Origin of the sequence: Streptomyces sp. NBC_00691 (assembly GCF_036226665.1) — a bacterium.
Lineage (GTDB): Bacteria > Actinomycetota > Actinomycetes > Streptomycetales > Streptomycetaceae > Streptomyces.
This window is the reverse complement of the sequence record NZ_CP109007.1, coordinates 4926999-4939658: the sequence shown is the minus strand read 5'-3', so window position 1 is coordinate 4939658 and position 12660 is coordinate 4926999. Positions and strand designations below refer to the sequence as shown.

Annotated in this window: 11 protein-coding genes; 3 read left to right on the top strand and 8 right to left on the bottom strand. The window is 73.8% G+C overall.

The window, feature by feature from the left end; genetic code table 11:
- Positions 1–138 precede the first annotated feature (138 nt).
- From OG392_RS22400 to OG392_RS22390, 3 genes are all read right to left on the bottom strand, one after another.
- The gene (locus tag OG392_RS22400; protein ID WP_329282144.1) at positions 139–1131 is read right to left on the bottom strand and encodes a helix-turn-helix domain-containing protein; all 993 of its coding nucleotides are present in this window, start codon (positions 1129–1131) and stop codon (positions 139–141) included.
- A gap of 255 nt (positions 1132–1386) precedes the next feature.
- A complete protein-coding gene (locus OG392_RS22395; protein ID WP_329282141.1) occupies positions 1387–1974 on the bottom strand; it encodes a DUF3017 domain-containing protein in 588 nt (195 codons plus the stop codon).
- Between the two features lies 1 nt (position 1975).
- Positions 1976–2836 (bottom strand): bifunctional methylenetetrahydrofolate dehydrogenase/methenyltetrahydrofolate cyclohydrolase, encoded by an 861-nt coding sequence (locus OG392_RS22390; RefSeq protein ID WP_030318483.1) that lies wholly within the window; start codon positions 2834–2836, stop codon positions 1976–1978.
- Positions 2837–3087: 251 nt separating this feature from the next.
- On the opposite strand from OG392_RS22390, the gene OG392_RS22385 reads away from it, so the two are divergent.
- A complete protein-coding gene (locus OG392_RS22385; RefSeq protein ID WP_329282139.1) occupies positions 3088–3690 on the top strand; it encodes a hypothetical protein in 603 nt (200 codons plus the stop codon).
- A gap of 59 nt (positions 3691–3749) precedes the next feature.
- Here the strand turns inward: OG392_RS22385 and OG392_RS22380 are convergent, their stop codons facing one another.
- From OG392_RS22380 to purN, 3 genes are all read right to left on the bottom strand, one after another.
- The gene (locus OG392_RS22380) at positions 3750–5204 is read right to left on the bottom strand and encodes a DUF2079 domain-containing protein (protein ID WP_329287395.1); all 1455 of its coding nucleotides are present in this window, start codon (positions 5202–5204) and stop codon (positions 3750–3752) included.
- A 205-nt stretch (positions 5205–5409) separates the two neighbouring features.
- Complete coding sequence (gene purH, locus OG392_RS22375) at positions 5410–6975, bottom strand: bifunctional phosphoribosylaminoimidazolecarboxamide formyltransferase/IMP cyclohydrolase (RefSeq protein WP_329282136.1); 1566 nt, start codon at positions 6973–6975, stop codon at positions 5410–5412.
- Complete coding sequence (gene purN, locus OG392_RS22370; protein WP_189832905.1) at positions 6950–7579, bottom strand: phosphoribosylglycinamide formyltransferase; 630 nt, start codon at positions 7577–7579, stop codon at positions 6950–6952. Before purN ends, purH begins: the two co-directional genes overlap by 26 nt.
- Before the next feature lie 275 nt (positions 7580–7854).
- On the opposite strand from purN, the gene OG392_RS22365 reads away from it, so the two are divergent.
- On the top strand, positions 7855–8625 hold the full coding sequence (locus OG392_RS22365; RefSeq protein WP_329282132.1) for a hypothetical protein: 771 nt from the start codon (positions 7855–7857) through the stop codon (positions 8623–8625).
- A 7-nt stretch (positions 8626–8632) separates the two neighbouring features.
- Here OG392_RS22365 and OG392_RS22360 read toward each other — a convergent pair whose 3' ends face one another.
- A complete protein-coding gene (locus OG392_RS22360; protein ID WP_329282130.1) occupies positions 8633–10180 on the bottom strand; it encodes a cell division protein PerM in 1548 nt (515 codons plus the stop codon).
- 119 nt (positions 10181–10299) lie between these two features.
- Here OG392_RS22360 and OG392_RS22355 point away from each other — a divergent pair, with 119 nt between their 5' ends.
- Positions 10300–11658, top strand: coding sequence for a helix-turn-helix domain-containing protein (locus OG392_RS22355; RefSeq protein WP_329282128.1), 1359 nt, complete (start codon positions 10300–10302; stop codon positions 11656–11658).
- A gap of 115 nt (positions 11659–11773) precedes the next feature.
- On the opposite strand, the gene sucD is transcribed toward OG392_RS22355, so the two are convergent.
- The gene (gene sucD, locus OG392_RS22350; RefSeq protein ID WP_189832909.1) at positions 11774–12658 is read right to left on the bottom strand and encodes a succinate--CoA ligase subunit alpha; all 885 of its coding nucleotides are present in this window, start codon (positions 12656–12658) and stop codon (positions 11774–11776) included.
- Positions 12659–12660 lie beyond the last annotated feature (2 nt).

Genomic DNA, 12660 nt, shown 5'->3' with positions numbered 1-12660 from the left:
GATCGATCGGTGTCTCGACATGAAGAGATATCCAGCGGTCAGGCTATCCGACCCGGGCCCCGGTGAATCCCCACCCCCTTGTGGTGCGGCTCACTGCGGGCCCTCCGCCGGGCCTTCGTCACCCGTCCGCCTACCCGTTCACGGGCCGGTGACACAGCCCTCGCTGCCGTCGGCGAGCTGCCCGCAGGCCAGGGCGGCCGTGCCGGGGGCGACGGCGACCATCGGCGTGTACGCGTCGGTCTCCGCCGTCGCCGTGTCGGTTCCCGCGGCGACGGTGGCGCGCCGCTCGGCGTCCCCGGCGCGGATCGTCAGGGCGTCCCGGGGCGCGCCGCCGGTGAGCCGGGCCCAGGCCGCCCCGCAGGTCTCGCTGTAGCGGACCTCGACCTGTGCGGCGCCGACGGCGGCACGGGCGACGGTGGTGGCGAGGGGGCCGCCGCAGCCCATGGCCTCCGGGTCCTTGCCCGTGCAGTCGGGTCCCGCGCACCGCACGCCGGGGGGCAGGCTCGCGGGCCGGGTGGCGGGCGGGGCCGTGGTGGTGGGCGGGGCGGCCGCCCTGTGGCCCTCGCCGGGGCCCTCGGAGCCGCCGCCGAGGTCGACGAGCAGCAGGGCGGCGGTGACCACGAGCAGCGCGCCGATGACGCCGGTGGCGTAGAGCAGGACCTTGCGGCGACGGGAGTCGGGTGTACGCGAGGCGGGCGCGTCGGGGGCGGGGAGGGGAACCTCCGGGCGGGGCCGGTCCAGGCGCCGGATCTCCATGGTGCGGTCGTCACCCCCGGGGTCGCGGGGGCGGCCGCCGTCGGCGTCCTCGGGCTCGCGCGCGGGCCGCGCCCCGGCGCCGCCCCTGTCCCCGGCGGGCGCGGTGGTACGGGCCCAGGCACGCTCCGCGCGCTCCCAGTCGGTCGCGAGGGACGCCGGGTCACTCCCGGTCACCTCGGCGAGCGCCACGGCGGCGCCGCGGGGCACGGACTGACGGGCATTCAGGTACGTGTCCCACGCGGACCGTTCGTGACCGGTGCGCTCGGCGACGGCCGTGACGCCGAGACCGCTGCGGTCGACGAGACGGCGGAGCCGTTCCGTGAACGCGCGGACGTCCGGATCGAGTTCCTCCGGCAGCGCCTTCCAGCCAGGCATGGCGGTCCCCCTTGTCCCGTGCCTCCCGCGTCTCCCCTGCTCCACCGAAGGATGGCAGGTCCGGGGGCGATGCGCGCCCCGGATGCGCAGCCGAGGTACCGGAATGGTCACTTCCGTGCCACAGCGCCCGGTCGGCCCTTGAACCGACCTTGGCACGTACATGACCCTTGATCGCAGCGGCGCCCGCCCTCCCACGGGGGAGAGGGCGGGCGCCGCGCCACCTGTCGTCCGGGTCGTCCGGAGGCCGGGCGACCGTCAGGTGACCGTCAGATGGAGGATGTCCTCCAGGAACGGGATCTTCAGCCAGGGCGCCGGCTGCACCATGAGCGCGAGCAGCACGATCAGGCCACCCATGACCCCGTACGTGATCATGTCCGTGAAGCGGGACCGTACGGCGAGCATGCCGACCGAGGGCAGCACCCGACGCAGCGCGGCCCCCACGAGGAGCGCCGCACCGACCAGCATCGTGCCGACGCGGAAGGACTGCGGGAAGGCGTCCGTCCCGACCACGAGCAGACCGAGCCCGGCGAGACCGAGCACGGTCAGCAGCGGCCACTGACGGGCGGGGGCCGGGGCGTCGCCGGGGGCCGCCCGGCCGCCGCCCTCGGGCCGCGCGGTGTCGGTGGTGAGGCTGGGCGCGGGCCGCTTCCAGGCCGTGGCTCCCGCGGTCGAGGCAGCCCCCTTCGCGGCGGCCTCGGTCCCGGCAGCCTCGGTCCCGGCATCACCGTTCGCGGCAGCCCCGTTCGCGCCGCCGGAGCGCGGGGCGCGTGCGGTCCCGTTCTTCGACGGGCCGTCGGCCGCCCCGTCCGGGGTCCCGGCCGTGCCCGGGGTTCCGGGGGTCACGTCAGAGCGCCGCGGCCGCGCGCTCGGCGGCCTCGACGACGTTGACGAGGAGCTGGGCGCGGGTCATCGGGCCGACGCCGCCGGGGTTCGGGGAGATCCAGCCGGCCACCTCGGAGACGCCCGGGTGCACATCGCCGACGATCTTGCCCTCGCCGTTGCGGGAGACACCGACGTCGAGGACGGCCGCGCCCGGCTTCACGTCCTCGGGCTTGATCAGGTGCGGCACACCGGCCGCCGCGACGATGATGTCGGCGTTCCGCAGGTGCGCCGACAGGTCCCGGGTACCGGTGTGGCACTGGGTCACGGTCGCGTTCTCGGAGCGGCGGGTGAGGATGAGCGGCATCGGGCGGCCGATGGTGACCCCGCGACCGACGACCACGACCTCGGCGCCGTTGATCTCCACGCCGTGCGCGCGGAGCAGCGTGATGACGCCGTTCGGCGTGCAGGGCAGCGGGGCGGGCTCGTTGAGGACGAGCCGGCCGAGGTTGGTCGGGTGCAGACCGTCGGCGTCCTTGGCCGGGTCCATCAGCTCCAGGATGCGGTTCTCGTCGATGCCCTTGGGGAGCGGGAGCTGCACGATGTAGCCCGTGCAGGCCGGGTCCTCGTTGAGCTCCCGTACGACCGCCTCGATCTCCTCCTGGGTGGCGGTGGCGGGCAGCGTGCGCTGGATCGAGGCCAGGCCGACCTGCGCGCAGTCGCGGTGCTTCCCGGCCACGTACTTGTGGCTCGCCGGGTCGTCGCCGACCAGGACGGTGCCGAGGCCGGGGGTGACGCCCCGCTCCTTGAGGGCCGCCACACGGACGGTCAGATCGGACTTGATCGCGGCTGCGGTGGCCTTGCCATCGAGAATCTGGGCGCTCATGGAGCCATCCTCCCGGATGACCCCCGCCTTCTTCCAATTCGCTCGTGCCCGGCGGCCGGTCACGGGGAGCGACGGGTTGCACTTGCACAACTCCGATGCGTATCGACTGGACAAAAAGTCGACCAAGCGACCACGATGATCGGCGAAGTACCGCGGAAAGTGCCGGGGGGAATCCGCTCACATCCCGTGAAAAGTCCTCCGCGCGGGCCGCGTCGTCCCCGCACAGAGAAATTTCACGGAGGAAACCCGCGATGAGCTTCGGTGACCCGAACAACCCGTACGGCCAGCCGCAGGGTCAGGGCCAGGGCCAGCAGCCCGGTTACGGCTACCCGCAGCAGGCCCCCCAGGGCGTGCCGCCGCAGCAGGGCTACGGCTACCCGGCGGCTCCGCCGGTCTCCCCGTACGGCGGGGGCGGCTACCCGGGCATGGCCATGGAGATGCCGGGCGGTGTGAAGTCCGCGCGCGTGATGCTGTGGATCCTCGCCGCGTTCAACCTGCTCGGCGGCATCGCGGCGATCGGCATGTCCTTCGCCGTCGACAGCGAGCTCGAGAAGGCGGGCACCTCGTCCGCCGACGCCGAGGCGTTCGCCGACCTGGGCCAGGGCATCCTGATCGGCGCGGGCATCGTCTCGCTCATCTTCGCCGTCCTCGGCATGGTGCTCGCCGTCAAGGTCAAGTCCGGCGGCAACGGCGTCCGCATCGGCGCCATCGTGTGGGCCGCGTTCGCCGTGCTGTTCAGCATCTTCTCGCTGCCTCTCGGCATCGTGAGCCTCGTCCTCGGCATCCTGATCATCGTCTTCGTGGCGAAGTCGGACGGCTCGGCCTGGTTCAACCGCAACAAGCAGCAGTACTGATCCACCCATGGCGGGGGCCCGGTTCCGGACGGAACCGGGCCCCCGTCGTGTCAGCCGGGTCAGACCCGCTTGAGGACCGCGAAACCGTCCGAGCGGTGGGTGATCTCGTACCGCGCCTCCGGATGCAGTTGCGAAGCCAGCTGCTCGGGGTCCGAGACCTGCTGCGACCAGCCGCGCAGGTCGAAGGCGAGGTAGTCCGGGGTGGCGCCCTTCGACGTGCCGACCCAGTAGACCCGGTGGTCCGCCGTGAGGTGGGCGAGGAGCGAGACGTCCGCCTCCACGCTCGCGCCCTCCGGCACCGCGTCGACCGCCGCCCGCGCCTGCTCGGCCCGGACGTCCGTCCGGTACGTCTCCGGCTTCGTCAGTTCCCGCAGCGGCAGGTTCGCGGCGAGCACCAGCGCGACCGCCGTCGCCACCGGGACGACGACCTTCCCGTACGAGGCGAGCCACGCGCGCGGGGAGGTGCGCACGGAACGGACGCCGTCCACCAGGGCCAGGAAGACCACCGGCATGAGGATGGCGCTGTAGTGCCAGTGCATGCCCCAGTGGTTGGGGTCCTGGGAGACGAAGCGCCAGCCGAGCGTGGGCAGCACGAGCAGGACCAGCGGGGAGCGCAGCGCGAGGAAGCCGGTGATCGCGAGGAGGAAGACCACCATCTCCCAGCGCTCGCCCGAGGTGAGGGCGTCGCCGATGACCTGGCCGAAGGAGGTCTCGGTACCCTGTCCGGTCTTCTCGATCTTCGACCAGTAGTCGTACTCGCCGACCCGGCTCGCCGCCGGGATCAGGACGAGGACGGTGAGCGCGAACGCCGCCACGCCGAAGCCGGCCAGGGCCGCGCCCAGCCGCTTCCGGCCCTTCAGGAAGAGGACCACGCCGACCATCGAGACGGTCAGGCCCATGTCCTCCTTGACGAGCACGAGCGGGGCGGCCCAGGCGGCGGCCGCGGTCCAGCGCCCGAGGAGCAGGGCCCGGCAGGTCAGGGCGAGCATGGGGACGGCGAAGGCGATCTCGTGGAAGTCGGACTTGACGGCTTCCTGGAGCCCCCAGGAGAGCCCGTACGCGAGCGCGAGGCCGATGCCGGCGGCCCGGCTGCCGAGGATCTGCTGGGTGGTGCGGCCGACGACGACGGCGCCGGAGGCGAAGAGCGCGGCCTGGGCGAAGAGCAGCGAGACCGGCGAGGACCAGACCCAGTACAGCGGCGCGAGGAGCGCCGTGACGGGGCTGAAGTGGTCGCCGAGTATGTGGAAGCCGGGGCCCTTGATGTCGACGACCGGGGCCCGGAACTCGGCGTACGCCCGGACGGACTGCCCGAAGATCCCGAGGTCCCAGGACGGGGTGCGGAAGTGCGCGTACTGCACCCAGGAGTAGAGGAAGTACAGACCGCACAGGACGCCCGCGAGGATGAGGTACGGGCGGAGCGGGGCCGGCGCGAGGCCGTCCGGCGACCCGGCGGCGGCGGCGCCCGGAGCGCCGGTGCCGGCCTCCTCGGCGGACCTGTTCTGTACGTCCAACACCACGCCCCCACTACCAGTGGCCGACAAAAGAGCAACCCATTAGACCAGAGTCCACCCGATCGGCGGACCTGCCGCCGACGGGACCTTCCGGGGCTCCCGGGCCCTCCGTGGGGCCCGGAAATCCGCCGGTGACGTTCCTCATGCGCCGACGGGCGGCCCCCCGGCACCCCCGAAGGGTGTCGGCGGGCCGCCCGTGGGGCGTGGCTCAGTGGAAGAAGTGGCGCGTCCCCGTGAGGTACATCGTCACGCCGGCCTTCTTCGCGGCCTCGACGACCAGCTCGTCCCGCATCGATCCGCCCGGCTGCACGACCGCCTTCACACCGGCCGCGGTGAGGATCTCCAGGCCGTCGGGGAAGGGGAAGAAGGCGTCCGAGGCGGCGTAGGAGCCGCGCGCCCGCTCCTCGCCCGCCCGCTCGACCGCGAGCTTCGCGGAGTCGACGCGGTTGACCTGGCCCATGCCGACGCCGACCGAGGCGCCGTCCTTGGAGAGCAGGATCGCGTTGGACTTGACCGCGCGGCAGGCCTTCCAGGCGAAGGCCAGCTCGGCGAGCTCGTCGGCCGACAGCGCCTCACCGGTCGCCAGGGTCCAGTTCGCGGGGTCGTCGCCCTCGGCCTGGAGACGGTCGGTGACCTGGAGCAGCGCACCGCCGTCGATCGGCTTGACCTCGACCGGGTTGCTCGGGGCGCCCTCGGCCTTGAGCACGCGGATGTTCTTCTTCTTGGCGAGGACCTCGACGGCCCCGTCCTCGTACGCCGGGGCGACGATGACCTCGGTGAAGATCTCCGCGACCTGCTCGGCCATCGCGACCGAGACGGGGCGGTTGACGGCGATGACGCCGCCGAACGCGGACAGGGGGTCGCAGGCGTGGGCCTTGCGGTGGGCCTCGGCGACATCGGCGCCGATCGCGATGCCGCACGGGTTGGCGTGCTTGATGATCGCGACGCAGGGCTCGGTGTGGTCGTACGCGGCCCGGCGCGCGGCGTCGGTGTCCGTGTAGTTGTTGTACGACATCTCCTTGCCGTGCAGCTGCTCGGCCTCGGCGAGGCCGCCCGTGCCGTCGACGTACAGCGCGGCGCCCTGGTGGGGGTTCTCGCCGTAGCGCAGGACGCTGTTCCGCTCGTAGGTGGCGCCCAGGAAGTCGGGGAAGCCCGAGTCGTCGGCGGCCGCGTAGTCGTCGGCGAACCAGGCGGCGACGGCCACGTCGTAGGCGGCGGTGTGCTGGAAGGCCTCGCCCGCCAGGCGCTTGCGCGCGGTCAGGTCGAAGCCACCGGCCTGGACGGCCGCGAGGACGTCGGCGTACCGCTCGGGGCTGGTGACGATCGCCACGGACGGGTGGTTCTTGGCGGCGGCGCGGACCATCGAAGGGCCGCCGATGTCGATCTGCTCGACGCACTCGTCGGGAGTGGCGCCGGAGGCGACGGTCTCCTTGAAGGGGTAGAGGTTCACGACGACCAGGTCGAAGGGCTCCACGCCGAGCTCGGCGAGCTGCTCGCGGTGCGACTCCAGGCGCAGGTCGGCGAGGATGCCGGCGTGCACGCGCGGGTGGAGGGTCTTGACGCGGCCGTCCAGGCACTCGGGGAAGCCGGTCAGCTCCTCGACCTTGGTGACCGGCACACCGGCGGCGGCGATCTTCCCGGCCGTGGAGCCGGTGGAGACGAGCTCGACACCGGCCTCGTGCAGACCGCGGGCCAGTTCCTCGAGCCCCGTCTTGTCGTAGACGCTGACCAGCGCGCGGCGGATGGGCTTAACGGTGTCCGTGTTCACCGACATGAACCTTTCGTCCCTCAATGCGATAGCCGTGCCGGGCGAGGCGCCCCACGACGTCGACGAGCAGTGAGCGCTCGACTTCCTTGATGCGCTCGTGCAGAGCGGCTTCATCGTCCTCGTCCCGCACCTCGACCACGCCCTGGGCGATGATCGGGCCGGTGTCGACACCGTCGTCGACGAAGTGGACGGTGCACCCGGTGACCTTCGCGCCGTAGGCGAGGGCGTCACGCACCCCGTGGGCACCGGGAAAACTGGGCAGCAGAGCCGGGTGGGTGTTGACGACCCGGCCGCCGAAGCGGGCGAGGAACTCCTTGCCGACGATCTTCATGAAGCCGGCCGAGACGACGAGATCCGGCTCGTACGCGGCGGTGGCCTCGGCGAGGGCGCGGTCCCATTCCTCGCGGGTCGCGTGGTCCTTGACCCGGCAGACGAAGGTCGGCAGTCCGGCGCGCTCGGCGCGCTCCAGACCGGCGATGCCGTCGCGGTCGGCGCCGACGGCGACGATCTCCGCGCCGTAGCCCTCGGGGTCGGCGGCGATGCCGTCGAGGAGGGCCTGCAGATTGGTACCGGAACCGGAGACCAGGACGACGAGGCGGGCGGCAGCCACTGGGTCACTCTTTCCGTGGTGTTTGTACGGTCGTACGAACGAATCGTGCCGCTCGATACGGGGAACCCTACGAATGGCTCGACCGTCAGCAACGATACCGGCACACCGGACGGCCCCCACGGGACGGGGGCGGAGCAGGGCGGTAGCGTCAAGGTCCGACGCCGGACGCGCACCCGACCTGCACCGGTCGAAGACCCGGACGGCGGCGGACGAGACAGCAGCGGAGACCACGGGTGCGGCCGTGGTCGCGACGACAGAGGGAAGACGTTCAGCAGATGCCGGAACGCCAGTCCACGGACGACAACAACCCGTTCGCGCCGCCGCCCGAGGGTCGGCCGGACCAGCCGTGGCAGCCGCGGCGACCGGAGGGCTCGGACGACGAATCGTCCGGGGGCTCCGGCTCGTCGGGGCCGTCCGACGGCCGCTGGAGCCCGCGCCAGCCGGGTCGCTCGGACGACGGCTTCGGCGGTGGGCCCGAGCGCCAGGGCGGCGGCCAGGGAGGGCCGGAGGGCGGACCCGGCCAGGATGGGCCCGGCCAGGGCGGCGGCGGACGGGGGCTCCGCTGGGACCCGACGGACCCGGCGCAGCGGCGCGCGCGGTACGCGATCCTCGCCGGCATGTGGGCCTTCTTCTTCGCCATCTTCGAGATCCCGGAACTCGCGCTGCTGCTCGGCGCCCTGGGCGTCTACTGGGCGATCAGCTCGCTGCGCACCAAGCCGAAGCCGTCCGACGAGCTGTCGCCGACCTCACAGCCGCCGGCCGGAGCGGCGTCCCAGCCCTCGGGACAGGCCCCCGGGCAGCCCCTGGGCCGGCCTTCGGGGCAGGGCGCCACGGCGGCCCCGCTCCGCTCGATGCGGACGGCCGCGATCAGCGGTCTGGTCGCGGCGAGCGTGGCCCTGATGATCGTCGCGGTGGGCTTCACCATGCAGCTCGTCTACAGCGACTTCTACGAGTGCCGCGACGACGCCCTCACCCACGCCGGTCAGCTGGCCTGCAACGACCTCCTGCCGAAGCCGCTCCGCGCGGGCTTCGGGGTCCGGGAGTAGCGGGCCCCTAGGGCGTCGCCGGGGGCGGGGGCGGGGGCGGCGCCCCGGGTTCCCAGGCCGCCGGAAGGTAGTCGTAGGGCTCGAAGACGGAGTCGCCGTACGGGTCGTAGGTGTCGTACGGCGGGCCGTCGTCGAGCCCCTGGCCGGCGGCCTTCGCTCCGGCCGCCCCGACGGGCGCCGCCGGAGCGGCGTCCCGGTGCGCCTCCCCGGTCTCCGCCGCGTCCGGGGCCGAGGCGGTCGGCGGGGGTACGGGACCGCCGACGGGTACGGAACCGGCCCCGGGCCCCGTGGGCACGGCCGCCACCGCCCGCGCCGCCCTCATCTCCACCGCGGGGGCCTCCCCGGACAGCGGCGGCCGCTTCGCGCGCGGGACGCGGCGGCCCCAGGCCCGTACCCCCAGAGCCACCGGCACCCCGACGCAGGCACCCCACAGGACCGTCGCCGCGCCCGTCTGCCACCACACCGGACCGAACGCCGACAGCCGGGCCGTGCCGAGCGGACCGCCCGCCGCGGCCGAGAGCACGGCGACCACCGCACCGCAGCCCCAGGCCGCGCCCAGCGCCGTCAGCGACGTGTCCCGGGCCGTCCAGGTCCGCGCCGCGCGGCCCACCCGGCCACCCTGGAGCAGCACGGCGGTCAGCGGGACCGCCGCGGCCGCCCAGTGGATCCAGCCGCCGCGCCCGTCGTCGGGCAGCGCGGCGAGCAGCGGGAAGTGCGGTACCGCCGGGTCACCGACGAGGCCCAGCGGGGTCGCGAGCGCGCCCGTGCCGAGGGTGAAGCCGGGGCCGAGCCCGTACGCGGCTCCCCAGACGGCCATGTTCGGCAGCAGCGCGAGGACCAGCAGCAGCACCGCCACCCGCCCCGACCACTCCCCCGTGAGACCCGCGTACGCGGTCTGCGCCTCGCCCGCGTGCCAGGCGAGCGAGACCGCCGCGACGACCGCGCCGCCGCCGCACAGCGTGACGAGACCGAGCCCGGTCGCCCGCAGGGCGGCGGCCGCCTGGCGCTGAGCGGGCAGCGGGCGTCCGAACGCCGTCCAGACGCCCGCCCCGGCCGCGCCCACCACGACGGCGGGCAGCCAGAACCCGGCGCTGAGCGGTTCGGCGGGCAGCGGACCGCTCTCGCCGTAGACCACCACCGCGGCGGCGACCAGGAGGTACCCCCCGGTCACGGCGGCCACCGCACCGCCCGCGGAGGGGGGCCGCCGGTCGCCGTCGTCGGCCCCGTCGAGGGTGTCGCGGGTCGCCCGGTGGACGAGCCAGAGGGGCAGGGCCGTCAGGAGCATCGGCACGATGCCGAGGGGCGCGGGCAGCCCCGACAGGGTGTCCGTGCGGACGAGGTCCACTCCGTGGGCGAGCAGCCAGAGCCCGGCGGCCAGGTGCAGGGCGCCGCCGGGGCCGCTGTCGGGGTACGGGGAGCTGATCCAGCCGGCGGTCACCAGGACCGCGAGGGCGCCGAGTCCGAGTCCGGCGGCGACCCCGCCCCGGACGCAGGCGGTGGCGAGCGCCGCGGAACGGCCGCCGCGGACCAGGGGATGCTCGGTCACATGGGTCACGGAGTCATGCTCCCAACGACACGCGCTTTCGTCGCGTAACAGGCAAACCTCCGCTGTGTCGCCCAATATACGTTTATGTACTTTTCCGCCCACAGCAGCTCTGCGGGAGGTCGACGCCGATGAGCCGGAGCACCACGGATTCCGCATCCTCCGTCACTCTGCCGTCCCCCAAGGAGCGGCGCAGGTTGCGTGAGGCCCTCGCCCTGAGCGAGGAGCAGGTCGCCGAGGCCATGGGCGTCACGAAGGCCACGGTCAAGGCATGGGAGACCGGACGTTCGGCACCACGGGGCCGCAAGCGCGAGGCGTACGCGAGACTGCTCGGCGCCCACGGGCCGGCCGACGCGCCCGCCCCCGCGGAGTCGCCCTCCCCTTCCCGGCCGGACTCCGCACCCCTCCCGGAGAAGCCCGCCGAGCCGCGTTCCGGGCCACCGTCACCCGTACGGCCGCAGACCCCGGCGAAAACCCAGGGACCGGCCCCCGCCCCCGCGGCGAGCGTCCGCCCCAAGGCCGCGGCGAAGCGGGCCGCCAAGCCGCCCAAGGCTCCCTCCCCCTCCCCCGTCATCGCCGGAGGTCCGGCCCGCAAGGGCGCCCCGAGGCCTCAGGAACGGCTGAAACCGGTCCCGGCCGAGGCCCCGCAGGCCGTGGCGGAGAGGCCTCCCGGGCCGCCCGCCGTCCCGGGCCTCACCCCCGAGGAGGCGTTCGACGCGCTGTACGCGCAGGCCGCGCCCGGCCTCGTCCACCAGACGTATCTGCTGACCGGCCGGCGGCGGCTCTCCCGGGAGTCCGTCGAGCACGCCTTCCACCGCGCCTGGGAACGCTGGCCCGAGGTCGCCGTCGACGCGGACCCGGTGGGCTGGGTGCGGGCGACGGCGTACGAGTACGCCCTCTCCCCCTGGCACCGGCTGCGCCGCACCCACAAGCACCCCGACGCACCGCCCACCGAGGCGGGCCGCCGGGCCCTGCTCACCGCGCTCCTCGATCTGCCGGCGCCGTACCGCCGCACCGTCCTGCTCTACGACGGGCTCGGACTCGACCTGCCGGAGACCGCCGCCGAGACCGAGGCGAGCACCCCCGCCGCGGCCCATCGGCTGCTGCACGCCCGCACGGTCCTCGCCAAGCGGGTCCCGGAGCTGGCCGATCCCGACGCCCTGCACGAGCGGCTCGGCGCGCTGGTCACGGAGGCGCCGACGGCGACCCTCCCGGCGGCCCGCACGGTCCGGTCCGGCAGCGAACGCCGGACGCGGACGTGGACGCGCGCGGTGCTGGGGGTGACGGCGGTCCTCATCGGCGTCACGGGCTTCACCGCGGCGACCGCTCCGACCCGCTACATCCCGGTGAACGCCCCCGGCGAGACCGTCAACGGCGTCCCGGTCCGCGGTGGCCCGCAGAAGCTCCGCCCGGAGGACCTGGAGCTCCGCGACCGGCTGCGCTCCGAGCCGAACCCGGGTCCGGAGCGGCTGATCCCGGCCGCCGAGTAGCGGCCGCCGAGTCGCCGCATACGAGAGGGCCCCGCCCCCGCCCGGGTGAACCGGGCGGGGGCGGGGCCCTCTCGTACAGCTACAGCCACCGCGGAAACCCGCGGCTACGGCCGTTTCAGCCCGCGAGGATAGCGCGCGCGAGCTTGGCCGTCTCGGTCGGCGTCTTGCCGACCTTGACGCCGGCGGCCTCGAGGGCCTCCTTCTTCGCCTGGGCGGTGCCGGAGGAGCCGGAGACGATGGCGCCGGCGTGGCCCATGGTCTTGCCCTCGGGCGCGGTGAAGCCCGCGACGTAGCCGACTACCGGCTTGGTGACGTTGGCCTTGATGAAGTCGGCCGCACGCTCCTCGGCGTCGCCGCCGATCTCACCGATCATGACGATCAGGTCGGTGTCGGGGTCCGCCTCGAACGCCGCGAGGGCGTCGATGTGCGTGGTGCCGATGACCGGGTCGCCACCGATGCCGACGGCGGACGAGAAGCCGATGTCACGGAGCTCGTACATCATCTGGTACGTCAGCGTGCCGGACTTCGAGACCAGGCCGATGCGGCCCGGCTTCGTGATGTCGCCCGGGATGATGCCGGCGTTGGACTGGCCCGGGGTGATGAGACCGGGGCAGTTCGGACCGATGATGCGGGTCTTGTTGCCCTTCGCCTGCGCGTACGCCCAGAAGGCGGCGGAGTCGTGGACGGCGATGCCCTCGGTGATGACGACGGCCAGCGGGATCTCGGCGTCGATCGCCTCGACCACGGCGGCCTTCGCGAACGCCGGCGGGACGAAGAGGACCGAGACGTTGGCGCCGGTCTCCTTCATCGCCTCGGCGACGGAGCCGAAGACCGGGACCTCGGTGCCGTCGAAGTCGACGGACGTGCCGGCCTTGCGCGGGTTCACGCCACCGACGATGTTGGTGCCGTCACCCAGCATGAGCTTGGTGTGCTTCATGCCCGTGGCACCGGTCATGCCCTGGACGATGACCTTGCTGTCCTTGGTGAGGAAGATAGCCATGG